Raw genomic sequence first — 25,196 nt, forward strand, 5'->3', positions numbered from 1 at the left:
GAGTATATTAATGAAACAATCGTCATTTCCAGTACCCTTTCTTCATTCAGAAATCGGACGTCTCGAATCGGTGATTATGCACCGTCCGGGACCGGAGGTGGAATCGGTGACTCCCGATTCGGCCCATGAACAGCTGTACAATGAGATTATCCCCCTTCAGGCGGTACAGAGCGAGTATTCCATGCTCTGGAACTTTATGAACCGGGTGAGCAACGTTCTGGAAATAGGCGATCTGCTGACCGAAGCTTTGGGTCATTCAGAGGCGAAACGCTTCGCCATCAAGGCCGTTGTGGAATCCGAGTCGCTTGACGGCAGCAAATATGAGGAAGTGACCGAGCGTCTGGATGCCCTCTCTCCCGGTGAACTTTCCCGGGCGATGATTCAGGGGCTGGATAAAAGCGCAAGCAGCTTCCAGGATCACCTGGATACCCGGCTCTACGATCTTTCGCCCCTCCCGAATTTTTATTTCATGCGTGACAGCGCCATGGCCTACCGTGAGTCAGTGCTGGTCGGCGGTATGGCCCACGGTGTACGGCGGAATGAATCGGTGATTCAGGAGGTGGTGTGGAATCATCTTTCAGATCCGGAAACGGTTGTATATTCCGGGCTGCGCCATCAGCGTGCATGGCCCGAGACTGATATCCGGCTGGAAGGGGGAGACTTCCTGGTGGCTGACAGCAATCTCCTGATTATCGGTATATCCGAGAGAACGAGCCCCCAGGCCATAGACGCCCTGGTACGCTCGGTTATGAACATGTACGAAGAACCTCTGGATGTGCTTGCAGTGAACCTGCCCCTGCAGCGGGCAACCATTCATCTGGATATGATTTTCACCTATCTGGATCAGGAGACCGCACTGGTATATGAACCTCTGGTGACCGGTCCGAAGCGCGCACGCTGTACCCACGGACATTTTGCACTTGGAAAGGAGCCCCGCTTCACTGATTACCAGGGGCTTCCGGATGCCCTGGAAGCTCTGGGCAGGGGAGTCAAGACCGTAAAATGCGGCGGAGACGATATTCACTTTCAGCAGCGGGAACAGTGGTTCGCAGGAACCAATGTCTTTGCTTTCGGGCCCGGAAAAATCGTGAGTTATGAAAGCAATATTGCGACAATTGAAGCTCTCAGCAGCGAAGGATACCGGGTTCTGCCGGTTTCCGCCGATGAACCCTGGGAAAAACTTGCGGACAGTGATGAACGCCTGGTGGTTACCGTCCCAGGAATCGAACTGGCCCGGGGAGGCGGCGGACTGCGCTGTATGACCATGCCGGTGCGCAGAACGGCTCTTTAACGTTTCCCGGCGTACACCACCAGGGTATCAATCTCCGTGTGTTCGCTGTCTGAGCGGATAATGCGGACATTGCAGTTGCCGAAGCCTCCGTTTTCCACCCAGCGTTCTATCTCTTCCTGCTCAAACCCCAGCCAGTGATCGCCGAACCTGTCCTGAAGCCATTCCTGGCTGTGACGGTATAAATCCAGGATCAGCATTTTTCCTCCGGGTACAAGCACCCGGGCGGCTTCTTGTATCACATTTTCCGGTGAACGGCAGTGGTGCAGCGCCTGGCTGATCAGAACCACATCCATGCTTTCGTTATCCAGGGTACAGGCTTCCATATCCGCCTGTATGAAACTCAGCCGGTCTTTCATGGATGCGTGAAGTTTCCGGGCGCTGGAAATCTGCTCCAGGCTGTTATCGATCCCCACAACCCTGTGGCCGAATTCCGCAAGAAGTCCGGCGACTCTGCCGATTCCGCAGCCGAAATCCGCAATCCTGGAAGGAGGAAGCAATCCCATAATTCCAAGAGCGAAGGATTCCCAGGTCTGTCCCGGAGAACGGCTGTTCTGTACATTCCTGTCTGCAAAGTACTGCCATGAGGCAGCCTGGCGGGTCTTCAACACTTCCTGCAAATTCCGCTGATCCCGTTCATACCAGTCGGCGTTTTTGATATAGGGGTTAATTACGGTCATTAACGACTCGTTTACATCCTGAGGGTATTGTCTGGGCAGTTTGTAAAAAACGTACTGACCATCCCTCCGGGATTGCACCAGACCCGAATCTTTCAGTTGGGAAAGCTGGGAGCTGAGTGTTGACTGGCTCAGCTGGAGGATCTCCAGCATCTCCTTGACGGTGAGTTCATTTCCGTCAAGGAGGCTGAGTACCCGCAGCCGATTCTGGTCTGAGAGGGTTTTTAATACTGTGGTCACATCCCGTAGATCCGCCATGCCAACATTATACCCGGCGGGCGGGAAAAGTACAGAGAATGGGAATTCCCTCAGGAGCGTCCGAACAGTTCGGTGATCCTGCCCAGTCTGTGTGCGTGGTCCATGGTAAGCTCCTCTTTCCGGAACCTCCAGTCCCAGTTTCCTCCCAGGGTTCCGGGGAAGTTGAACCGTCCTTCTTCACCCAGACCGAGAATATCCTGAAGGGGAAACACTGCTGTGGCGGCCACCGATGCGCTGGCGCTGCGGATAAAATCCCAGTGAACTTCGGTATTTTCCTTTGGCAGCTGCAGGTATTCCGTGGCAAAATTTCGATCCTCCGGGGAGGAGTTTGCATACCATGCGTTCACCGTTTCGTTGTCATGAGTGCCGGTGTACACCACCGCATTTTTCACATAATTGTGGGGCAGGAAATCGTTATCGTCATTGGAGTCGAAGGCGAACTGAAGCACCTTCATTCCGGGATAGCCGGTGAAAGCGATCAGTTTTTCCACCTCAGGGGTAATGACCCCCAGGTCCTCGGCAATAATATCAGCTTCGGGCAAAGCCTTCATAATGGCGGTGAAGAGTTCTTTTCCGGGAGCCTTCACCCACTGGCCGTTTACTGCGGTGGTATCTCCATAGGGTACCGCCCAGTACGCTTCAAAACCCCGGAAGTGATCGATCCGTACAATATCATAAAGATCCATTTTGGATTTCAGGACATCTATCCACCAGCTGAAACCGTTCTCCTTCATATGTTCCCAATCATACAGAGGGTTGCCCCAGAGTTGGCCGGTTGCGCTGAAGTAGTCCGGGGGTACGCCGGCAACATGAGTGGGTTTTCCCTGGGCATCCAGCTGAAACAGTTCGGGGTTGGCCCAGACATCAACACTGTCGTATGCCACGAATATGGGCATATCTCCGATGATCTGGATGCCGGCGGAATGGGCATAGTTCCTCACTGCAGTCCACTGCCGGTGAAACTGAAACTGAAGATATTTCTGAAACTCGATATCCTTCCGCCGCTCCCTGCGGAATGCTTCCAGCGTGTCACCGTCCCGCATGCGGTATTTTTCCGGCCAGTTATCCCAGCTCACCCCCTTCTGCATCTCCTTGATAACCATAAATTCTGCATAATCGTTCAGCCAGGAGGCGTTATCGTTGAGGTAGCGGCGATAATGGGCCTGCTGTACCTCATCCAGGGTCTGTTTTTCCAATTTGGTCCAGAAGGCGGAGAAGGCCGTCTCAAGAAGCTTCATTTTATGGGGGATCATTTTTCCGAACTCAACCTTTGATTGAGACAGCTTTTCAAGCTCCTTCAACTGGGGCTCGCTGCCGGTGAGGCTTCCTTCTTCAATAAGCAGATCCAGATCTATGAGATAGGGGTTTCCTGCGTAGGCGGAAAAACACTGATACGGCGAATCTCCGAATCCGGTGGGCCCCAGGGGGCAAATCTGCCACAGCCGTTGACGGGATACCGTGAGAAAATCAACAAAATTGAATGCTTCTCTGCCCAGGGTGCCGATACCGTACTTTCCTGGAAGTGCCGTAGGGTGCAATAGAATGCCGCTTTTCCGGGCATTTGTCAGTCGGGACATATGTATACTCCTGAGATTCTTTCTCAATAGTATTGTGAAAGAGTCGTGTGTTATGGGGTGGAGATCAGCACAGGCGGATAGATGTCCTCGGATGCCGATTTCTACCGTGTTCTGCAAACCCGGTAATCGTCTTACTGAATTTGCCAAGCATGATCTACGCCGTTTTTCGCTGGAAAACTGAATATGACAGAGGCATACCGTTGAGAATGCGACGTAAACCGGTTTAGTTTAGGGCTGTATTGTACGGCCAAATTTTTTATCCGTCAATTTTTTTCATACAATGATATGATGAAAACCGGAGGGTGCACCGCAGTTCGGCGGCGGATAACGGCCCCGGGAGAGTGAAAATGAAAGCGTTCATGGAAGAACTGTATGAAGAAGCGGTAAAGCGGGCGGATCCCTTTCAGATGATTCGGGATCGGGTGCGCTATGAGAATGAATCAGTGTACATTCTCGACGGCGACGGAGAAATACACATTCCCCTTTCGGGGATCAACCGGATACTGTTCACCGGTGCGGGAAAAGCCAGCGCTCCCATGGCACGAGCCATGGAGATTACGTTTGAAGAGTGTGAAACAGCCATGGAAGGACTGGTTGCCGTGAAGTACGGTCACACTGCAGAGACGGAGTTTATCAGACTGAAAGAGGCGGGGCACCCCATTCCCGACGAACACAGCGTACAGGCCGCCCGGGAGATCAGTTCCCTCCTGGAGACCGCCGATGAAAAAACACTGGTCTTTAACCTGATTTCCGGCGGCGGGTCGTCTCTGCTGGCCAGGCCCTATCCGGGAATTGCATATGAACAGTTTCAGGAAATGGTACGGGTACTTCTGGAATGCGGGGCGGATATCCATGAGCTGAACACCCTGCGAAAACATGCCAGCGGTATGAAAGGCGGGCGGATGGCTGAAATTGCACATCCCGCCGTGTTTGTGAATATTCTTCTTTCGGATGTAGTGGGAGACGATCCCCAGGTGATCGCCTCGGGGCCCGGCGTGCCGGATTCCAGCAGTTTTGCCGATGTGTGGAAGGTGATACGTAAATATCAGATTGAAAAAGAACTGCCGGACCGGATTCTTGAACATTTTCGCCGGGGACTGGAAGGGGATGTGCCCGAAACTCCCAAGCCCGGATCCGAACTGTTCAGAAAGGTGCGAACGGTAATTCTGGGTAATAACCGGGCATCGCTGAATGCAGCCGCCGAATGTGCGGCCCGCAGAGGCATGCAAACGCTTATTCTCACATCCCGGCTCACCGGCGAAGCCCGGGAAATGGCGAAGCTGTTTGCGGCCATGGCAATGGATCCTCCGGACCGGAACCTTGTGATTTTCGCCGGGGGTGAGACAACCGTTACCATCCGGGGGCGGGGACGTGGAGGAAGGAACCAGGAGTTGGCTCTGTCTTATCTCAATGAAATGATCCGTTGGGGAGAGGACGCTCTTGGCAGCAGTCCCTGGTTTCTCGCCGCCGGATCAGACGGAAACGACGGGCCCACCGATGCCGCCGGGGCGATTATCGGTCCAGAAGAAATACGAAGGCTTTCAGGCGGACCGGATATCCAGGAGTATCTGAGTCATAACAACTCCTATCAGTATCTTGCGGAGCAGGAAATTGTATACAAAACAGGCCCGACCAATACCAATGTCTGCGATTTCTGTTTTCTCTACATCCCCTGATATGAGCTTCTCTCCGGCATTTTTCCCTATCTTTTTTGCGGCGTTTTCGTTCATTTTTCAGTCATTTTTCGGGCATTTTCCGTAAAAATCCGGAATACACAACGTGTTCTGCGGAGTATATGGAAACACAGGGAATTTGAAAAAAAAATGAACCTTCCGGCCGTCAGAAGCGTCTATAGAGTCAGATGAAATCAATTCTGATCAGATTGAATAACGACGGAGGAATTCATGAAGACAGCACAACGGAACATAACCGGGAAAGACGGAATGCAGATCGGCGGTAATGCTGTGAAAAGAATAGCCATTATTCTGCTGATACTCAGTTCGGCTGCAGCGGTCTGGGCTGAAGATAATTCGCCGGAAGCTGAGCTGCTTGGCAGCCTGGAGCGTCTTGGCATAACGGAGGATGAACTTTCTACCATAACTGAAATTCAGCAGGAGTATGCTGACAGCCGGAACATACCCATGGCTGAAATAGAAATACTCCGGGCCAGAGTATCCCGGGAGCTGCTGGCAGATGAACCGGATCTCAGAGAGGTGGAAAATCTTATCCGGGAAAGTCTGGACTATGAGCTTGAGATCCGCATGGCCGAGATAGTCAGAGAACTTGGGATGCAGCAGGTTCTGGGACCACGGCGCTGGGCTCTGATAAAGCAGCTGAACCGGCAACTTCGGCAATCGGGAATGAATTTCCCTGCCCTCAGCAGGCGAATCAGGGAAGCGCGTCCGGACCTGCGCAGGGCGATCCGCATAATGGAACTGTACGCTGAATAATGGATGTCCGGAAACAGGATCAGGGAGGAGGGAATGTCCCGGCAGATACGGCAGCAGTCGATGATCCCGGGGCCCTCCTTGCTCCCCATATCCCCGCACTGCGCAGATATTTGTATGTGCTTCATAACGGAAATCTCCACGATGCTGAAGACAGTCTCCAGGAGGGGCTGCTTCGGGCCATAGAGCGTTTGGAAAGTTTCCGCGGACCCGCCGGATTTAAATCCTGGCTCTTTTCCGTGTGCCGGAACGCGGCTCTGGACGGATTCCGTAAAAACCGCCGCCGCCGGGAATACAGCGGTGACTGGGAAGGGCTGCTGGAGGGCCGGGCCAGCACTCTTCCGGGTCCTGAAGAGCTGGTTCTGTCTCATGCCCAAAGGGAGACCGTGATCGATGCCCTGATGAAGCTTTCTCCCCGATTTCGCATGCCCCTGATGCTCAAAGAAATTGAAGGAATGTCCATCCGGGAAATTTCTGAAATTCTGGGTCTGCCCGAGGGGACGGTGAAATCCCGTCTTTCAACGGGAAGAAAAAAACTTGCGGCACAGTTCACACGGCTGTACGCCGGGAAAGGAGGATTTGAACTATGAAGATACTCCGGATGAAAAAAAAGAGCGGAACCCCCTCCCAGGAAGATGTGCTGAATATTCTTCGGAACCATGGCAGGGTTGAACTGGAAAGACGCATGGAAAGCGAACAAGCCCTGGACGGTGAAAGCCCCTTCCGGCGTCACCGGTCCATAGGCCGGTCAGCCGTGCAGAGAGCAGGCCGGGCGGCAATGCTGCTGTTCGCCCTGGGGGTTCTGGGGCTTGGATCCGCCGGTGTTATGAGGACTATGAGTGTGAACCAGATGGTTTCCTCGGAGATGGAAGTGTTTGTGACCGAAATTGTCGCACCCGGGGAACGCGACGGGTATTTTCACGGCTTTGAACAGGAGATGAGTACTCTCATTGACATGGTGATACTTCCGGCCAATGAAGCTCCCTGAAATACACACAAAAAAAGCCCCGTGACCGCATCTGATTGCGGCACGGGGCCTGGCTGTCTGAAAAAGTCCGTCTACTTGATGGAGTAGAAGGCCTTCATTCCCGCATATTCTGCAGTTGTTTCGAGCATGTCTTCGATCCGCATGAGCTGGTTGTACTTGGCAAGACGGTCGGAGCGGCTCATGGAACCGGTCTTTATCTGTCCGGTTTCCAGACCTACAACCAGGTCGGCAATAAAGCTGTCTTCTGTTTCACCTGAGCGGTGGCTGATAATGCTGGTGTAGCCTGCCCGCTTGGCCATTTCAACTGCCTCGTAGGTTTCGGTGAGAGTTCCGATCTGGTTTACCTTGATCAGGATTGAGTTGGCGATTCCCTTTTCGATTCCGGTTGAAAGCCGTGAGGTGTTGGTTACGAAGAGGTCGTCTCCAACAAGCTGTACTTTGTCGCCGATTTTGTCGGTGAGATCTTTCCAGCCGTCCCAGTCGTCTTCCGCCATACCGTCTTCGATGCTGATAATGGGGTAGCGCTTCGCCCAGTCTGCCCAGTAATCGGCCATTTCGCTAGAGCTGAGCTTGTCGCCGGTGGACCATTTGAGTTCGTACTTGCCGCTCTCTTTGTTGTAGAATTCGCTTGAGGCGGGGTCAAGTGCGATGAATACATCTTCACCGGGCTTGTATCCGGCTTTTTCAATTGCCTGCATGATCACTTCAAGAGCTTCTTCGTTGGATTTCAGGTTGGGCGCAAAGCCCCCTTCATCGCCAACGGAGGTTGCGTAATTCTTATCTTTGAGAATTTTCTTCAGGTTGTGAAAGATTTCCGCTGTCATGCGCATGGCTTGACGGAAACTGTCCGCACCTACGGGCATTACCATAAATTCCTGAAAATCCACTGAGTTATCCGCATGGGATCCGCCGTTGATGATGTTCGCCATGGGGACGGGAAGCAGTGTGGTGTGGTAGGGGCCGAGGTATTTGAACAGGGGCTGTCCGAGGAAATCCGCAGCAGCCCGGGCGGTTGCCAGGGAAACTCCCAGAATGGCGTTTGCGCCCAGCTTTCCTTTGTTTTCGGTACCGTCGAGTTCGATCATGGTCCGGTCAATTTCCACCTGATCCAGTGCATCAAGGCCTTCGATTTCCGCAGCAACGGTGTTGTTAACGTTTTCCACGGCTTTGAGAACACCCTTGCCCATGTAGCGCTTTTTATCTCCGTCCCGGAGTTCCACGGCTTCATGTTCACCGGTGGATGCACCGCTGGGTACTGCTGCACGGCCAAAACTGCCGTCTTCAAGGATGACGTCTACTTCAACTGTGGGATTTCCACGGGAGTCAAGGATTTCTCTGGCCTCAACATATTCGATTAAACTCATACATATCTCCTAATACATGGTGATTTTCCGGAATATTCCGGCATACCGTCCGACTGCTTGGAATTAATCGGATCGGATCAGGGGTTGGCGCTCCAGGCATTGCCCGATCTCCGGGGGTGCTGAGCCCCTGTTCCGGTGACCGTGCTGTTCACGGGATTGAAAAGCCTGCCTTGGATTGCTAACACCAATATCTGACAAACAATGGGGGTTGTCAAGTCGCCCGTCATATTCCATTGGACAGGATCATACCGGGCAAATTAGAATACAGATAGAATGAAAATGAGCCAAACCCTCCATGTATTCCATGACTCTCCCGAAGACGACGGCGGAACGTCCCGGCGGCTGAAAAGCACCGGCCTGCTGCTGCGGGGAGGCTATATTCAGGCTCTGGGAGATGGGCTTTTCGCGTATCTGCCCATGGGAATGAAGGTGATCCGGAACATTGCCGCCCACATAACACGGGAGCTCAGGAAGCTGGGGGGTGAAGAGGTGTTGCTGCCCCTGGTGAACCCGGGAGAGCTGTGGGAGACTTCCGGGCGGGATATTATGGTTTCTGAAGAGATTACCTGGGTTGAAGACAAGAATAATCGCCTTTTGGTCCTGGCCCCCATGCATGAAGAAGCCAGTGTGGAATGCATGCGACGGAGCATCCGTTCTGTTGATCAGCTGCCCAGGTTCATCTATCAGTTCCAGGGAAAATTCAGGGATGAGGTGCTCAGTGAAACCGGTTTGCTGAAGGCCCGGGAATTTATTATGAGCGATTCCTATTCCTTTCACCGAAGCTATACCGAATTGAACAACTTCATTCCCAAGATGTTCGCAGCATACAAGGCTATTTTCACCGGTCTGGGATTGAATATGATTACCGCCGAAGGGTCGGCGAATTTTGCAGGGGCCAGCAACTCCTACGATTTTCTTCTGGGGCATCCCTGGGGAGAGGATGTGCTGGTTCACTGTCCCGGATGCGGCTACAGTGCGAACCAGGATGTGGCTGTGGCCCGGCAGGAGTATCATGCCGGGCGTCCCCTTGAAATGGAACGGGTGAACCATAAAAACTGTTTTGATCTTGCCTGTCTCCGTCAGTCCCGGGGGCTTCCCGCCAGCAGAACTGCCGAGGCCAGGGTTTTTGCAACCCTCCGGGGATATGTGTTCGCCGTGTACCGCTCAGACCGCCGTGTCTCACCGGACAAGCTTGCCAAAGTACTGAATGTACCGATTATCACCGAAATGAATGAGACTGAGCTGGAACAAATGGGCTTCCCCGCGTATGTAAAACCGGGGCGGGGGCGCAGAAAGGCTTCAGACCCTGCCGCGTCTCCGTTTCTCTCTCCTCTGCTGGACTCGATGCCGGATCTGGATAACTGGGAGTTTTCAGTTGCCGTGGATAACTCGGTGGCGGAAAGTGCAAACCTTATTTTCAGCGGTGGGAAACCCGGAAATTACATTATCAACGTAAACTTCGGAAGGGATTTTGATGCGGATTTCAGCGGGGACTTCACCATGGTGGATGCCCCTGCCCGATGCTATCACTGCAATACCGAACTTGAACTGAGCAGCAGCATTAAGATTGCCAGTATTTACCGCATCGGCGAGTTTTACTCCCGGAAATTCGGCTTTCTTCTGAAGGACCGGCAGGGAGAGGATGTATATCCTTCCATGGGAGCCTACGGTTTCGGTCTTGGGCGTCTCATGGCAAGTCTGGTGGAAGCCCACGCATATAAAGACGGATACATCTGGCCCATGAATATCTCCCCATACAAGGCGGTATTGATCATTGTGGGAAGAAGCGCAACAATCCAGGAAATCGGCAATAAAATCCATTCCCGGCTGGGACCGGAAATTCTGCTGGATGACCGGAAAATTCCGGTAATCCGCAAGTTCAGGGACCTTGACCGTACCGGCATTCCGGTTCGGATGATTATTTCCGGCCAGACTCTGGATGACGGCAAACTGATGATCTGTCACCGACGGCTCTGTCCGCCCCAGCGGGTGCAGCTCAACCACGTGGAGGCCAAGCTGCGTGAACTGGAGGATCTGGAGCAGGAACGGTTCTCCCAGGGGAAGCTTTTCCCCGAAGAAGAGTAAAACAAAAGAGGCTTGCATGAACCAAAGCGCCAATCTCAGCAGCGAACTGGTAGATCAGATTATCTTCGGAATGGAAAATCAGGAACACAGCTATTTCCTGGATCTGGACAGCCTGGAGATTATCAGCGACAGCGAATTTAATCCGGATCATGACCCGGAAGAAAACAGCGGAGATCTGGTTCCCATACCCGATTGGGAGTCCGTGGACGGCTACAACCTGATGGAAGGGTTTGTGGCAGGCTTGAAAAACCCCCTGGCCCGGGAGCAGCTGCGCCGGATTCTCCAAAGCGGCAGGGGGGTGTTCAGACAGTTTAAAAACGCATTGAAGGAACTTCCTGAGGTTGAAAAGCTGTGGTTTGCCTACAAGGACCGTGAAATGAAGCGGCATGTTCTTGAATGGTTCAACACCGTTCGCGAAAGCCGCGGTCTGGAGGCATTAAAGGCGGAAATTCCTGAAACCGAGGATCTGGTCCTCAGCGATTTCGAAATTCATGAGGTGGAGGAGGCTCAGGAGCTGCAGCAGGCCTCCGATTTGGATAAGGCTGCATTCTCTCTGGTATTTACCGACCCCAAAGAAGCCGCATACTGGTACAGTTTTCGGCGGGATCACCTGCCGTCTCCGGAAAGCGCGGATGAGGGGTGTCTGGTTCTGGGGGTGTATAACCCCGGAGCTGAGCTGTGCGGTTTTCTGTGGGCGCTTCATGATGAGATTTCCCCGAACAAGGTGGTTGCACACATTCTGCAGTTGTATGTTGACCCCGGATACCGGGGCCTGGGGATTGCCGGTACTCTCTTGGAGCATTATCTGCATGAATGTGCTTCGGATGACGTGCGCCAGGTGCATTTCGAGAACTGGGCGGGAGTGGGGTTTCTCGGTCCCATGCTGGAACGGCATGGCTTCAGGGAACTCAGCACAATATATACTGCTTTTCCCGACCCCGTTTAATCTTCCCGGTAATCCGCCGGCAGCTGTTCCTTCCGATAAACCTGGGCTTGGGTATGCAGCTCCGCAAGTTCCTCCATTACCCGGTCCGCCATAAACTGCTTGGGATTTTCCCCCTGGGGCGCTTCCTTCCGGATCTCGGCCCGCCAGGGTTTTGCTTCCCTGACATCTCCGGCCTGAAATACCATGCAGTCAGGATGGACGAAATCTTCGCTCATGCTGCCCTTTGCATTCACCCTCAGGGTGTTGCCGGCTATGGCTATGGGAAGAACATAATCAAAACCCTTAATATACGAGTCCACCTCCGCAAGTCCCCGGCGGGTATCTTCGTTTCCCGGACGGTAGCGGGTCCCCGAGGGAAAAAGCAGAATAATTTTCCCCGAATGTTTGGCCCTTACCATCTCATGAAGGGCTGCCATGTTCAGTTTCCGGGCTTTGGTTTTTTCCTCTTCGTACTTCGCCGTGCCCATAAGGGGGGTGAGACTTCTGGAGGGATAAATCACAATCCGGGTGTATGCTTCGGTGAACGCTCTCACGAATTCGCTCTCCACATTCAGCTTCATACCAGCCATGGCAATAATGCTGTCGCCGATATCCTCGCCGTTGCTGTGCTTATTCTCCAGCAGATAATAGAGGTTGGGGAGGTCAAAGTTGCTGTAATGCTCCATGAGGATGAGGCATGACTTGCCTTCCTGTGCCAGATTGTGCAGTTTAAGCAGCTCTGCGAAATTTCTGATGTCACTGCCGGGCAGGAGCAGATCCTGCACTATTTTGTTGAGGATGGCTCTGTTGGATTTGTTTGCTTCCTGATAAATGGCATCTGGATCAACATGTCCTGTCTGAATGCTGTTTTGTATAAGCTCTTTGGCAATATGTCCGTATTTTTCTTTAATGGTGTTCATGAGCGTCTCCAATCGTCCGTGCATAACGTCAAATAAATGAACGGTGAACACTTATACATCATTCAGACGGGAAAAGAAAAGCCGGGAGATCAAGAATCCCGGGAATTCTGGGGTGAAGGGGGGCAGGGTGGCTCATTTGCTGATCAATGAGAAGGCAGCGGCCGCCCAGACTGCTGAATCCGTCCAGATATCCATGAACATCATCCATGAATAAGATATCCCCGGGGTTTTTTCCCACCGCATGCAGAACCCGGGCATACGCCGATTGGTGGGGTTTCCCCTCCATCCCGTTTCCCCGGATATCGAAAATTCCCCGGAAACAGTCTGCAATTCCGTAAAACTCAAGAATCCGCATGCTGTGCTCCATGGTTGAATTGGTCAGAATATACTTATCCATGGGAAGCTGCCGTAGCATCTCTTTCAATTCCGGTAATTCGGGTAAAAACCGTTCCACATCAGGGGGGTGGACGACATCCAGGTAGCTCTCGATATCCTGAAAGTTTTTCTCCCGTTCCAGCCATTTCAGGGTTGTGCCGTATTGTAGAAATCCACTGCGTCTGAGGTCGCCGGCTTCATCAATATCAACCCCCAAAAACTCCGAGACAAAAAGGGTTATCCGCCGGGAAATTTCCGAGGACATGGGGCTGCTTGCGGGATAGATGGTATTGTCCACGTCAAAGAGAAGAATTTCCGGAATGCTGTGATGGGGTGATACCCGGTCAGGAGTCGATGGAGAAATAGGAATATACGCTCCCGTCAATATCGTAGCTGGACTGAATATTCAACGGATCCTGTATGGCCCGTCCTTTGTAATAATAGCTGTAATGGTATTCACCGGGAAGCAGGCGCAGTTCAATCTCGTAATTCCCCGGATCCCGGGGATGTTCTTCCAGGCGGTACATAAACGGATCCCAGTTATTAAAACTGCCGGCCAGATAGATCGATTGTCCGGGTTCCCCTTTGTAAATGAAGCGAACCACCCTGGATCTGCCGGAAGAGGCTTCCAGAACCACAGGACTCCGGGGTCGTATCTGCCGTTGCTCCGGCAGCTGCACCACAGAAATTTTTCGCCCGCTGAGTTTCCGGCGGGATTCGGGGTTCCGGGGGTCTTCTGTCCAGATTCCGTCGATCACATAACGGTAGCGGATGCTCTCCAGATCTTCGATTTCCCGGTCCACCTGGAGAAAGAGAAAATATACTCTGCTTTCCAGTTCGCCCTGTGCATTTCGTGTATCAAAATACTGCATCTCATGAATCCGTGAAAACTGTTCATGTTCGAAGGCCACCCCCACATAGCGGGGCTGATGGCGCTGAAGATTATTCTCATATGTGAATACCAGCGAATCCGAGGGACTGTGATATACCGGCGCCTGAGCCTCATCCAGACCGGCAATAAACAGGTGCCTGGCCAGATCATCGGCATGGACATTGCCGAAAAATTGCATGCATATAATTAATGAGATGCCTATGATCGACTTTTTCATATGATGCCTCGTCTTGTGCCTTGAAAACCTGCAGGGCAGTTTCAAAAACCTGATTTTTGAAAGCGTCTCCTGTATGGTATGATCATGGTTTCCCATGTCTCTTAACAGTAACATCTTCGGATTAATGCATCCGGAGCTTGAGATTTCATATTCAATGCCGAAAATACAGATGGAGAGGTAGATAAACGCAGCATGCCCAACATGGATTCTCTTGAACAGTTTAACGAGACACTCATCCAGACAGGAAACGAGCCTGAGGTCGCCCGGCAGAGGGGCGAGGAGGTTGAGGCGGTAACCCCGCCTTCGCCGGATGAATTTCCCTCGGCTACGGCGGGAGAGGCAGCTGCGGCGGGTGCCGATGATTTTTTCTCAAATCTGAGTGAAAGCCTTGCCGGCGATGAAGGGGAGGAGGCTCCCGACGGACTTGCTCCTCCCGAAGATGACTTTCTCAGTGAACTGGGCCTTGAGGATGAAGAGCCCCCGCTTCCGGAGTTCCCAGGTGAAGAGGTTCCGGACGAAGAATCCCTGTTTGAAGCAGAACAGCCGGCGGAATCCCCGGCTTCCCTGGAGCCACAGCCCCCCGTGGAAGATGAGGCGGAAGTTCAGGCGGCCGGTCAGGCTCCGGAGACAGATCAGGAAATTGCCCTGGGAGGCAGTGACGATCTGGATGCCGAACTGGACAACCTTGAAAATCAGCTTGCAGAACTGGACGCAGAAACGGGCATGCCCGAAGAGGCCGATCAGTTCAGTGCGGATTTTGATGAAGGGTTTGAGGATTTCGATGCCATATCGGAAGAAGATATCTCTTCAGATTTTGCCGAAGAGCCGGAAGATCTGGATGCCGAAGATCTGACTGCAGACGAAGAAGATCCGGGAGAGGTTGAAGATTTCGAGGACTTCCAGGAGCCCGAAGATGTTTTCGGCGGCGATTTCGGCCTTGATGAGGAGACGCCCTCGGATCTGTCTTCAGAATCCGAAGAAGACCTTTCCTCTGATTTCTCTGATGAACTCCCGGATGATTTTGATGAGGATTTTGCCGGAGATTTTTCGGAACCCAATATTGAAGATGATCTTGCGGATCTGAGCGAAGAAGCTCCTTCGGCGTCTGTACCGGATGAAGAGGAAGACGCCGGGATTCCGGAAGAATCTGAAGACTTCCAGTTTGATGACAGTCAATTTGGTGAAGGCCAATTTGAAGAAGGCCAGTTCGATACGGGAGATGAATTTCCTGAGATCTCCCCGGATGCGGATTTCGGAGATTTCGATACCTCCGGGTCGGAATTTGAGGATCTGTCAGCTGCTGATGCCGGAACCGGTGAAACCGAACCTTCTCCAGCTGCAGAGGATTTTTCCGCCGGACTGGAAGATTTCAGCGATTTTGATGAAGATTTCGACGCATCAGATTTCGGCGACGAGTTCAGCATGGGGGATTTCGGTGCTGAGTTCGGAATTATGGAAGACGAAGGCACTGAGGAAAGCTTTGCCCAGCCCGAAGAGGAAGGTCCGGAAGCCGCCTCAGGTGAAGGACCGGAAGAAGCTCTTGAGGAAGCCTCCCTGGAGGACGAAGCCCAGGGCTACCAGATAAGCGAAAAAGAATTTCAGGCCCTGAAAGAAAATCTTGCCCAGCTGCCCCTGAACCTGAAAATAGAAGCAGCCGACGTAGTCACCTCCGGTGAATATCCCTTTGATCAGGTCAAAAAAGTAATTGATGCTCTGAAAGAGGGCACCCCTCCCCGGGATCTTGCCCGGATCGTGGGGAAAATCACCGGGAAAAAAATAGAAATACCCAAGGGATACACCAAGCTCAGCGGGAAAGCCTTTGCCGAGGAGCAGGACAGCTTTGCGTACCGCTTCCGGATGAACATCTGGCCGGTGCTCCGGCTGATGCTTGCGGGTACGGCAATGCTTGGAGCCCTGCTGTTTCTCGGGTACCGCTATGTGTACCAGCCCCTGTATGCCCGGGGCCTGTATGAGCAGGGGCTGGAAAATATTGCACTGCAGGAATATGAACGGGGCAACCGGCTGTTCACCCAGGCATATGACGTATGGCCGGTGAACACCCGGTATCTCGATTATGCCCGGGCCTTCAGGGATGAGCGGCAGTTCGCCCTTGCCAGGGAAAAGTACGAAACCCTTCTCAGCCCCGGGGTCGAGCCCCTGAACCGGAATGCGATTCTTGAATACGCCGGCTTCAGCACCCGGCAGCTCAGGGATTACGAGACTTCTCTGGAGTATCTCAACCGCCTTATTGAAGAGGATGTGTGGGACTATGACGCGCGCCTGGGACGGGGAGACACCTATCTGGAGTGGGGTATTCAGCTGCCTCCGGGGGAAGCCCGGGATGAACGCTTTGAAAATGCCCGTTTTGAATACGCCAGCCTTATGCAGGAATATGGTCAGCGGGACGAACTGCTGTTCCGGATGCTCAGGTATTTTATCCACACCAACAGGGTTGAAGAAGCACTGAATCTGAAGGACCTCTTTCTCAGCGATGAAAACGCCACCATAGAGCCCCGGGGAATGGCGGAGCTGGGCGGTTTTCTCCTGGATCTGGTTCAGGGCAAGCTGGGCCAGGTTGAGAATTTCGGTGAACAGGATGCTGTCCAAAGCTATATCGACAGCCTGAAAGGGGAATCGTCCAGGGAGAACCTGCTGAATGATTCCATCCGTGTGTTGAACAAGGCCATGGCCGTTGATGATCAAATTGCGGACATCCATTATCACCGTGCCAGATATTCCAGAATCACCGGTGACTTTCAGGACGAGATTACCGCCCTGACCAATGCCAGGGAGCTGTATGAGGAAACCCGGAAAGAACGTCCCCTCACCCGAAGGGAAATTGCCAGGGAGATTGATACCCATATTCGTGAGGGCGAAAACCTCTACCGGCTGGAGGAGCTGATCAGCTCCGAGACCCGGCTGCGGGAAGCTGCTGACCTGTACGAAACCGCCCTGGACGCCCGGAAAGTGGAGCCTCACCCCGATTTCGGAAGACTGTACGCCCGGCTTGGAGATATCTATTATTATCATGCCAATGATTACTCAAGCGCCCAGGCCCGGTATGAACAGGCCAGAAACAACGAATACGCCAGCCTGGGGACCCCGGGGGAAAACTTCCGGGCACGGCAGGATATTGCGTATAAAATGGGTTTTATCCACTATTTCCGCGCCAATGAGCTGAGGGATGAGGATCAGGGTGATGTTGAGGACCGTCAGGAACTGCTGGACGAAGCCATTTCGGAGTTCAACAATGCCATGGGGGCCGTCCCCACCGCAAACCTGAACCTTCTCTATGCCCGTGCCAACACCCAGTATCAGCGAGAAAACTTCAATGATGCCGCCGGCATGTACCGGATCCTTCTTGATGAGCTCACTGCGGAGCGGGCAAGCATATCAACCTTCCTGCTGGAAGAGGATGACCGGCATAAGGCGCTGATCGACTTCCAGGTGAGGGCGAATAATAATCTGGGGGTGACCCTGTATGAGCTCTACCGCCAGGGAGGCGAACGTTCCAGGGACTTCCTTGCCCAGAGCCAGCTGTTCCTCAGCCGTTCCACCGAGCTTGCGGAAAATCTTGTCCGGGACGAGGAAACCGCCGTAAGAGCCGACACCAAACCGCTGGCCTTTCTCAACCTGAATCAGGTATTGGCCCCTGAAGGGGAGGCTGCGGTGCAGATTAACCCGGATATACGCAAAGACCTTGAAACGCCGACCTTTTAGGGGTATTTTCTAGACGTAATACTCAGGAATTGCAGCCTGCTGCGCACCCTCCATCCCGGATCGGCTCCGGAGGAGGAAGGTGAAGACACTGAGGTTCGGGTTCATGCGGGAAAATACACAGTCTACAGTTAGAACATCGTCTCACACCATATTGATACTCATGATACTCCTGCTGATTACCACGGTCTTCATCTCTGCTTCCTGCAGCAGCTTTGCGGGTTCTTCAGACCGCCGGGCGGATGACCATATAAATACTAATGATAAGGTTGAACTTCACCTGGCCATAATGCCCGAAGCTGTCACCCCGGCTGAGTTTCGAAGCGGGGAATTTGCCGCAGGGGGCGGGATGATGCTCCGGCCTGAAGATGTGAGCGGGATAATTGTAAAACACGCAGGGGGAAGGCGATACCGGCTGAAGAGGTTGCCTGCAGCGCACAGTGAGCATCCCCGGCTGCCGCAGGGCGCAGTGCTTTTCCGCCGCACTCTGCCTCCCGGAGAATACTTCATACAAACCCTGATATTCGATACCGATTATCAACATGTCCGGGGAGAAATGCGGTTTTCATTGAGTATTTCCGGCAGCAGCTCAGGGAGCAGCCCGGGCGGCATTTCCGACGCAGCTTCCGGCGATACTCGGGGGCAAGCAGAGAGCAGTCTGGAAACCGGGGTAACCGTGGGCAGGTATCTTTCGGTGCGTCTGGAAGTGGAAAACCGCCCCTCTGTACTGCTTGAACACCCGGAACCCGGGGTACACTCCGCCGGCGGTGAAGCAGGCAGCCCTGCCATGTATGAATACCGCATCCGTACAGGGCATACCGCCGAAGATGTTGAGCACCTGCTCCCCGGTGAAGCCGATATTGAGCTGCTCAGTGTTTCTGCGGGCAGCGGGGGTTCGGCTCCGGTTCAGCGGATCACACCCTGAGATCAAAGTATTGGAAACCGCCGAAGGTAAAAAACAGGAAGGTATATGGATTCTTCAATTTTCTTAGATATAACCCGGATTGCCGGGGATTTTTTGAACGAGGTGATTTCACTCTTTTTTCAGATGGCACCCTATCTTCTGCTGGGCTTCACAGTGGCGGGCATTCTCAGTGTAACCTTGAAACGAAGCATGGTGGCCCGTCATGTTGGATCGCCGGGTTTTTCCTCGGTGGTGAAGGCAGCCTTGTTGGGCGTACCTCTGCCCCTGTGCTCCTGCGCCGTGGTCCCCACAGCGGGATATCTGAGGCAGGCCGGGGCATCCAAGCCCTCGCTGCTGTCATTCCTGATCTCCACCCCCCAGACCGGGGTGGATTCGGTGATTGCCACCTACGGCATGATGGGTCCGGTCTTTGCCGTTCTCAGACCGGTGATCGCCCTGTTCACCGGAATTGCCGGCGGCGTCAGCTCCATGTTTTTTTCTCGTTCCGAAAATGCAGCCGCCGCTGAAGCATCTGATGGCGGTGCTGCCGACCCAGGCGCATCCCCGGCAGAGACGGAAGAGGCGAAAGAGGAGAGAGAGGCGAAAGAGGAGAGAGAGACAGAAGAGCGGGGAAAAGGTTCAGAGCCGGCCGCCAAGGGACTCAGCATTCCCCGGGCCGCAGGGCGGGCGTTTCACTATGCATATATCGAATCCATAGATGACATTGCCCTTCATTTTCTGTTAGGTCTTGGAGTTGCCGGCCTGATATCGCTGCTGATCCCCGACGGATTTCTGGAGGGTTCGCTCATCGCCGACGGGCTGCCGGGTATGCTCCTGATGGTGCTCATAGGCATTCCGATGTATATTTGCTCAACTTCAAGCATTCCGGTGGCCGTGGCTCTGATGGCGGCGGGGATCAGCCCCGGTGCGGCCTATGTGTTTCTGGTTGCCGGGCCTGCCACCAACGCCGCCACCCTGGCTGTGCTCAAGAGAATGCTCGGGTTCCGCAGTGTTCTTCTGTATTTGGGTACCATCATTATCGGTGCGCTGCTCTTCGGACCTCTGGTGAATCTGGTGTTCGCCGCCGGGGGCTGGGAGCCGGTTTTATCCTCAGCGGCGGGAGAGGCTCACGGAAACGGTCTTCTTGAATACATCAGCGGCGGGGCACTGGCGTTGATGATCGGTGCGTTTTTCTATCGGACTCTGCGGTCCAGGCTGGGCCGCCGGAATACGGGGCCGGGTAATGGAGCAGAGAATACTTCCCAGGCTGACCGGATCGTAGCGGGTGACGGCCCGGATTCCCGGGAAGACGGCGGTTTCAGGATATCAATGAATATTGAAGGGATGACCTGTGCCCATTGTGCCTCCACCGTCCGGCAGGCGCTGGAATCTGTGGAGGGTACCCGGAGTGTATCTGTGGATCTGAAAAACGGCACCGCCCGGGTTCACGGCCATGCAGATGAAAACGCTCTTGCATCGGCTGTGAAAGCCCAGGGCTACCTGGTGAAATAGGTCCGGAAGGGCAGGGCTGTTACTGTGTATGTCCGGCCTGCCGCTGGATCTGACCCGCCGCTCACCGGTCCTGCCGGAGCGGCTACGGCGGGCGGGCCTCAGACTTCGAACATCCAGCCGTGGCGGTCTTTTTCTGCGCCGTACTGAATTCCTTTGAGTGTGTGAAGCATGTTGGCGGTGAACTCTCCGATTTTTCCGTTGTTGAACACGGCGGTTTTCCCCTGATGGGTGACCGATTCAATATAGCTCACTCCGGCAGCCGTGCCGGTTACAAAGCATTCCACGGCTTCGGAAAGCACCTCGTCAATGCTGATCCTCCGCTCCTCTACCTTCACCCCTTCATCTTTGGCAAGCTGCATGACGCTTCGGCGGTTAATTCCGTTGAGAATGCGGTTCTCCAGGGCGGGGGTAACCAGGCTTCCGTCTTTGAGAAGGAAAAAGGCGTTGCAGCTTGAGCCTTCCTCAATATATTTCTGTTCTTTGTAATCAAGGAAGATGGCCTCCATGTAGCCCTGTGCCATGGCTTCTTTTTTTGCCAGGGTGGGAATGACGTAATTGGCGTTGCACTTGATCCAGCCGGTGCCGTGGTCGGTGGCGCGGACCCGGTCGGTGGTGATTGCCTTGCTTGAGGCGTCGGGGTCGAAATAGGAGCCCACCGGAGTGGTGATAATCACCACATAGGGGTGGCTGCTGAGGTTCAGGCCGATACCGCCTTCGGTCCAGCTGAACGGTCTGATATAAATGGAGTTGGCGTGGAGAAAGTTGTCCTTTTCCCATTCATTCTGATACTCCGGGCGGAACCCCAGATTTTCGTTCCGTTTCACGATTTCCCGCACTGCGGCAAGAAACTTTTCTTCCGGAAAGCCGGGCATTTTCAAGCCCTCCATGGATTCCCGGAAGCGCAGGGCATTCAGATCGGGACGGAACAGTTTCAGGCTTCCGTCCTTCTGGGGAAACGCTTTCAGTCCCTCGAAACAGCCGATTCCGTACTGGCTGGTGTAGTTCACCATGGGAAGTTCCGGAAAGCTGTTCCGGCTGCCCATCAGCTCTTTGTGGGCGGCAGCGTTCATAGCTGCTTCTTCGCCGGGGGATTTGTGGGGTTTTTCCACGAATTGTTCTTTCCAGCTGCCGTCTTCGGCAAATTGGGAATTGTACGTCCAGGGATACAGGGCGAGGGTAAAACCGGCTGCCATGTGGAACCTCCTGCAGGATCTGCGGCGCTATGTCTCTGCCCGGGGGCGGATTTTTAGTCTGGCGCCGGAAAAATTTGAATAAATAATTGTACGCCCGAAGCATCCGGCGGTCAATAAAAGTTTAATATATTGAACCAGAGAACACGCCTCTTTTTTCAAAAATATCAAAAAATACCTGACAATATCACTATTGAACGCCATTTGAAAAAACTTGACACCTTTTATAGGCGATTGCTATACTGATTCAGAAATCCTAAGAATAAGGGGATACCCCTGTTTTCGTAGAAGACAGTCCCCTGTACCTTCAAGGAGGAACTTAAATGAAGAAGTTCAACCTCGTATTAATCGCGCTTCTCGTTGCCAGCGTTTCTGTATTCGCTGTTGACGTAACTCCCAGCGCAACCGTAACTGGTGAAGCATCCATCGCATTTGGATACGATCTCCAGGACGAGTATTTCGACATCACCAACGATGCTTCTGCAGACCTCACAGTAGAATTCGTTGCCGACACTTCAGAAGAAAAAGGTGAAGGTGATGTTGTTGGTTACATCAAGATCTCCGGTCTTGAAGTATCTCTCAGCTCCAGCGATGTAGTTGGCGTTTTTACTGTAGATGAAGACGGAATCATTGACCGTGATGATGACGGTGACATCGATGATGATGACAAAATAACCATTCCTTTCGATGTTATCACTGGTCCTTCTGTTGAAGCACGTATCAACCTCATGGGACCCGCTCTCTATGTAGACATCACCAACCTCGGTGCTAAGACTGATTTCGCTGCAGCTCCCGACTTTGATGATGACATCCTTGATGGTTCCGAAGGCGTGAACGATGTATCCAACGATGCTGAGCCTGCCGGTTCTGTATCTCTTGTTTACACTGGTGATGCCTTCAATGTAACCGCTACCCTTGGTGATGACGTTCATGAAGACAATGGTTTCGATGCCGCTCTTAAGTTTGGGGTAACCGCAGTTGAAGCTCTTACTTTCGATGCAGGTGTATCCATTGACAAGATTGCTGATGCAAACACTATTGGCTACGGTGTAAGCCTCGGTTATGACCTTGGTGTTGCAAGCCTTGGTGCAGGTCTTGATGGAAACGATGACGGAGATATTCAGATCGAAGGAACTCTTGGTGTTGATGTTGGTGCTACTGCAGATGTAACTTTCGGTACCGACACTGAAGTTAACGATCTCATTGTCAACCTGAGCACAGGTAGCCTGGTAGAAGTTTTGACTCTCGGTGTTGACGTTGAGCTTGCAGATTTCAGCGACTTCGGACTTGGCATTGATCTTTCTGTAAGTGTTGATCCTCTGAGCCCCTATGTGAACTACACTTACACCGAAGCAGCGCAGACTCTGAAAGTTGGAACCGGTCTTGCTGTTATCGAAAATGTTGCGCTTGATCTGAATTATGAAACTGAAGATCTTGGTAACGATAACGGTGCTGTGACTTTCACAAGTACTATTTCTTACTAATCCTCAGGGAATTGGAAAGCATGGCGGCCTCATGTGGGGCCGCTTTTTTTATTTTAAACCATATGATACTGTTTTCACTCGGAGGGCATTCTATGAAAGCTTGTATTCTGATATGCATTCATTCACTTTTTCTATTTTCCAGTCCGCTGATCATGGCTCAGGAACAGCAATTTAAATTTATTAATCTACCATTGCAGGATGATACACATCTTGAGCAAGGTATAGAGGATTTGATCCTTGAAGGATACCGTCCTGCCGGCATCGATGTTCTTGAGGGGCGATTTCTTTCTGTCTTAGGCCAAAAAGAACATGCAGATGAGGGTGTGAATTTTGCACTTCACTTTTTTTCCGATCTCTCCAAGCTCAATGTAGAGTTTTCATCCTATCTGAAAAACGGGTGGACACCTGCAGATATAGCGTTTTTTGACGAAGGAGTTATCGTACTATTTTTGCAGGAAGATCACGATATTTCCTCATGGCGAATGGCAGTATTGGACGGTAGTAATACCGCTGATAAACAGCATAATTTAGTCCAGCTTATGGAGCAAATGAATGAGGAAGGGATGCTGCCTTTTGGTCTCTCATATTTTGATGACCAACTGCTTATAGGCTTTTCTTCACCTTTCCGAGGAAAATCAGATGAAATTCTCGGACACTATGTACTGGATCAGTATGTAAATGATGGAAATCAGTATGTTGAGGAGATCCAGGCAAGGCTGAAGGCTGGATTCTACATATCAGGATTAGAAGTTCACGATGGTGAAGTTTTAGTTGGATATTCCAGATAAGGGTACCACCTTCTGAATAGGTAAAAAAACAAATTGACAAAAAGCTCTATAGAAGTTCATACTTCTGTAAACTAAATTATTTGAAAGAGGCAATATGAAAAAGCTATCATTTGTAATTTTCGGAGTATCTGTACTTTTTTTTCTGATGAGTTGAGATTTTTCTGGCAATAGTACAGTTAATTCCAAGCTTGACTTTTCTGCAGCTGTCTACCTGGATTCAGTCTACGTCTATATTCGTGTGGCAGATGATCATGAACTGGATCTAACGGAATTTCAAATAGCAGATATAAGTTCGAATGGGGAAACTTTGTCTTATGATGATTATAGCGATGATACAATGTCCTTCATCAACAGTACTGTACAATATGATAACGGAGAGACTGTAACCTTTCGAATAGAGCACCCCAAACTGGAAACTATTTCCAAGTCGATAGTGATTCCTTTTCCTGTACTTAATGCCGAACTTGATGGATCTGTAGCCGATTTTGAATCCAATGTTAGCTCAGAAATTCGTATGAGCTGGTCCCATAGCGGGGCCGACTATATTTTGCCGTGGATAAATTATTATGATGAAAACAACAATTATCTTGGCGCCACGGCTGAATGGACAACTGAAAGTTTTCATGTATTCAAACAGGAAGATAAAATACCCCATGGTGGAACTCAGGAGGCCGATTCCATAGTGTTTAGTATTCAGGCAATGAATTTCATAAATGGAGCTCTTGAAGAAAATGATATTACAGTTAGAGGGTACTCCCAGAATTGTAAGGTAGAATAGGAAAAATCCAGCTGCTTAATAGATATCAAGTCAAATTTGACGACGTGTTCTAATCCCCGATTATGGGTATAGCGCAGATTTACTGTGCTGTACCTTTTTTTGCTTTATGATTGAGTATTTATGCGAATGTTGTTTAGCATTTAATTTGATAACCGGCAATCACCGATTCGATTTACCCGGTCTAGAAGACAGAATACACAGGAGGTGCATAATGAGTGCAAATCTGAATTCGGTGCTGCTGGACGGAAATCTTACGAGAGATCCGGAGCTGCGGGAGACAAGCAAGGGTACGTCAGTATGTCACTTCGGTCTGGCATCGAACCGCTACTATGAAGTGAATGACGAGAAGGTGGAAGAGGTGAGCTTCTTTGATGTGGAAAGCTGGTCTAAACTTGCCGAGGCCTGCGACAAGCATTTGAGCAAGGGCCGGGGCATACGGGTGATCGGCCGGCTGAAACAGGACCGGTGGCAGGACAAGGAAGGCCAAAATCGGAGCAGAGTGAAGGTTGTTGCCGATCATATTGTTTTCAAACCCAAGATTTCCCGGAACGAGGCCTCCCAGGCGGACTCCGAAAAAGAGATTGAAAACGGCAAGGAATACGATCTCCTGGAAGCGGAGGAACGGGAAGCGGCCATGCTGTAAAAATCGCAACTCAGTTCTTGACCTGCATATTCTGTTCTGCTATATTTAACAAGTCTATGAATAATTATGCAGCGTCACAGAATCTTATATTCTCTTCTTGGTGGTGGCTCGGTTAACGTCCGGGGACCAGTCAAGAACGGCGCCCTGGAGATATCCCAGGGATGCCG

21 protein-coding genes are annotated in these 25,196 nt (G+C 52.1%); 14 read left to right on the forward strand and 7 right to left on the reverse strand.

The window, feature by feature from the left end:
* Nucleotides 1-10: 10 nt before the first annotated feature.
* Nucleotides 11-1,291, forward strand: coding sequence for an arginine deiminase (locus tag L21SP2_RS00830; RefSeq protein WP_024266549.1), 1,281 nt, complete (start codon nucleotides 11-13; stop codon nucleotides 1,289-1,291).
* On the opposite strand, the gene L21SP2_RS00835 is transcribed toward L21SP2_RS00830, so the two are convergent.
* Both L21SP2_RS00835 and malQ read right to left on the reverse strand, forming a co-directional pair.
* Entirely contained in the window at nucleotides 1,288-2,223 is a 936-nt protein-coding gene (locus L21SP2_RS00835; protein ID WP_024266550.1) for a metalloregulator ArsR/SmtB family transcription factor, read from the reverse strand. The genes L21SP2_RS00830 and L21SP2_RS00835 overlap by 4 nt on opposite strands.
* Before the next feature lie 50 nt (nucleotides 2,224-2,273).
* Nucleotides 2,274-3,800: a 4-alpha-glucanotransferase gene (malQ, locus tag L21SP2_RS00840; protein ID WP_024266551.1), complete on the reverse strand. Its 1,527-nt coding sequence runs from the start codon at nucleotides 3,798-3,800 to the stop codon at nucleotides 2,274-2,276.
* A 347-nt stretch (nucleotides 3,801-4,147) separates the two neighbouring features.
* Here malQ and L21SP2_RS00845 point away from each other — a divergent pair, with 347 nt between their 5' ends.
* The 4 genes from L21SP2_RS00845 to L21SP2_RS00860 all read left to right on the forward strand — a co-directional run bounded on the left by L21SP2_RS00845 (nucleotide 4,148) and on the right by L21SP2_RS00860 (nucleotide 7,235).
* Entirely contained in the window at nucleotides 4,148-5,476 is a 1,329-nt protein-coding gene (locus L21SP2_RS00845; protein WP_024266552.1) for a glycerate kinase type-2 family protein, read from the forward strand.
* A 228-nt stretch (nucleotides 5,477-5,704) separates the two neighbouring features.
* Nucleotides 5,705-6,250 carry a hypothetical protein gene (locus tag L21SP2_RS00850; protein WP_024266553.1) on the forward strand — a complete coding sequence of 182 codons (546 nt, stop codon included), beginning with the start codon at nucleotides 5,705-5,707 and terminating at the stop codon, nucleotides 6,248-6,250.
* Nucleotides 6,250-6,837 (forward strand): RNA polymerase sigma factor, encoded by a 588-nt coding sequence (locus tag L21SP2_RS00855; RefSeq protein WP_024266554.1) that lies wholly within the window; start codon nucleotides 6,250-6,252, stop codon nucleotides 6,835-6,837. Before L21SP2_RS00850 ends, L21SP2_RS00855 begins: the two co-directional genes overlap by 1 nt.
* Nucleotides 6,834-7,235 (forward strand): hypothetical protein, encoded by a 402-nt coding sequence (locus L21SP2_RS00860; protein WP_024266555.1) that lies wholly within the window; start codon nucleotides 6,834-6,836, stop codon nucleotides 7,233-7,235. The genes L21SP2_RS00855 and L21SP2_RS00860 overlap by 4 nt, the downstream gene beginning before the upstream one ends.
* Nucleotides 7,236-7,306: 71 nt before the next feature.
* Here the strand turns inward: L21SP2_RS00860 and eno are convergent, their stop codons facing one another.
* Complete coding sequence (gene eno / locus L21SP2_RS00865; protein WP_024266556.1) at nucleotides 7,307-8,599, reverse strand: phosphopyruvate hydratase; 1,293 nt, start codon at nucleotides 8,597-8,599, stop codon at nucleotides 7,307-7,309.
* A 273-nt stretch (nucleotides 8,600-8,872) separates the two neighbouring features.
* Between eno and L21SP2_RS00870 the strand changes: the two genes are divergently transcribed.
* Both L21SP2_RS00870 and L21SP2_RS16595 read left to right on the forward strand, forming a co-directional pair.
* Nucleotides 8,873-10,684: a proline--tRNA ligase gene (locus tag L21SP2_RS00870; protein WP_024266557.1), complete on the forward strand. Its 1,812-nt coding sequence runs from the start codon at nucleotides 8,873-8,875 to the stop codon at nucleotides 10,682-10,684.
* A gap of 16 nt (nucleotides 10,685-10,700) precedes the next feature.
* Nucleotides 10,701-11,630: a GNAT family N-acetyltransferase gene (locus tag L21SP2_RS16595; RefSeq protein WP_024266558.1), complete on the forward strand. Its 930-nt coding sequence runs from the start codon at nucleotides 10,701-10,703 to the stop codon at nucleotides 11,628-11,630.
* Here L21SP2_RS16595 and L21SP2_RS00880 read toward each other — a convergent pair.
* From L21SP2_RS00880 to L21SP2_RS00890, 3 genes are read right to left on the reverse strand one after another with little or no spacing between them, the layout of a single operon-like run.
* On the reverse strand, nucleotides 11,627-12,529 hold the full coding sequence (locus L21SP2_RS00880; protein WP_024266559.1) for a 1-acyl-sn-glycerol-3-phosphate acyltransferase: 903 nt from the start codon (nucleotides 12,527-12,529) through the stop codon (nucleotides 11,627-11,629). The two genes, L21SP2_RS16595 and L21SP2_RS00880, sit on opposite strands and share 4 nt — an antisense overlap.
* 58 nt (nucleotides 12,530-12,587) lie before the next feature.
* Nucleotides 12,588-13,289, reverse strand: coding sequence for an HAD-IA family hydrolase (locus L21SP2_RS00885; protein WP_053335527.1), 702 nt, complete (start codon nucleotides 13,287-13,289; stop codon nucleotides 12,588-12,590).
* Nucleotides 13,249-14,013 carry a glycogen-binding domain-containing protein gene (locus tag L21SP2_RS00890; RefSeq protein ID WP_169730399.1) on the reverse strand — a complete coding sequence of 255 codons (765 nt, stop codon included), beginning with the start codon at nucleotides 14,011-14,013 and terminating at the stop codon, nucleotides 13,249-13,251. Before L21SP2_RS00890 ends, L21SP2_RS00885 begins: the two co-directional genes overlap by 41 nt.
* 201 nt (nucleotides 14,014-14,214) lie before the next feature.
* On the opposite strand from L21SP2_RS00890, the gene flcA reads away from it, so the two are divergent.
* The 3 genes from flcA to L21SP2_RS00905 all read left to right on the forward strand — a co-directional run bounded on the left by flcA (nucleotide 14,215) and on the right by L21SP2_RS00905 (nucleotide 20,146).
* Entirely contained in the window at nucleotides 14,215-17,733 is a 3,519-nt protein-coding gene (gene flcA / locus L21SP2_RS00895) for a periplasmic flagellar collar protein FlcA (RefSeq protein WP_144082880.1), read from the forward strand.
* A 79-nt stretch (nucleotides 17,734-17,812) separates the two neighbouring features.
* The gene (locus L21SP2_RS00900) at nucleotides 17,813-18,655 is read left to right on the forward strand and encodes a hypothetical protein (protein ID WP_144082881.1); all 843 of its coding nucleotides are present in this window, start codon (nucleotides 17,813-17,815) and stop codon (nucleotides 18,653-18,655) included.
* Between the two features lie 45 nt (nucleotides 18,656-18,700).
* Complete coding sequence (locus L21SP2_RS00905) at nucleotides 18,701-20,146, forward strand: SO_0444 family Cu/Zn efflux transporter (RefSeq protein WP_024266564.1); 1,446 nt, start codon at nucleotides 18,701-18,703, stop codon at nucleotides 20,144-20,146.
* A gap of 98 nt (nucleotides 20,147-20,244) precedes the next feature.
* Here L21SP2_RS00905 and ilvE read toward each other — a convergent pair whose 3' ends face one another.
* Nucleotides 20,245-21,339 carry a branched-chain-amino-acid transaminase gene (ilvE, locus tag L21SP2_RS00910; protein WP_024266565.1) on the reverse strand — a complete coding sequence of 365 codons (1,095 nt, stop codon included), beginning with the start codon at nucleotides 21,337-21,339 and terminating at the stop codon, nucleotides 20,245-20,247.
* Nucleotides 21,340-21,659: 320 nt separating this feature from the next.
* Here ilvE and L21SP2_RS00915 point away from each other — a divergent pair, with 320 nt between their 5' ends.
* The 4 genes from L21SP2_RS00915 to L21SP2_RS00930 all read left to right on the forward strand — a co-directional run bounded on the left by L21SP2_RS00915 (nucleotide 21,660) and on the right by L21SP2_RS00930 (nucleotide 25,029).
* Nucleotides 21,660-22,820 carry a hypothetical protein gene (locus tag L21SP2_RS00915; protein ID WP_024266567.1) on the forward strand — a complete coding sequence of 387 codons (1,161 nt, stop codon included), beginning with the start codon at nucleotides 21,660-21,662 and terminating at the stop codon, nucleotides 22,818-22,820.
* Nucleotides 22,821-22,912: 92 nt separating this feature from the next.
* Nucleotides 22,913-23,608 (forward strand): hypothetical protein, encoded by a 696-nt coding sequence (locus L21SP2_RS00920; RefSeq protein WP_024266568.1) that lies wholly within the window; start codon nucleotides 22,913-22,915, stop codon nucleotides 23,606-23,608.
* Between the two features lie 238 nt (nucleotides 23,609-23,846).
* Nucleotides 23,847-24,386 (forward strand): hypothetical protein, encoded by a 540-nt coding sequence (locus L21SP2_RS00925; RefSeq protein ID WP_041400962.1) that lies wholly within the window; start codon nucleotides 23,847-23,849, stop codon nucleotides 24,384-24,386.
* A gap of 211 nt (nucleotides 24,387-24,597) precedes the next feature.
* Nucleotides 24,598-25,029, forward strand: coding sequence for a single-stranded DNA-binding protein (locus L21SP2_RS00930; protein WP_024266570.1), 432 nt, complete (start codon nucleotides 24,598-24,600; stop codon nucleotides 25,027-25,029).
* Nucleotides 25,030-25,196 lie beyond the last annotated feature (167 nt).

Origin of the sequence: Salinispira pacifica (genome assembly GCF_000507245.1) — a bacterium.
GTDB lineage: Bacteria > Spirochaetota > Spirochaetia > DSM-27196 > Salinispiraceae > Salinispira > Salinispira pacifica.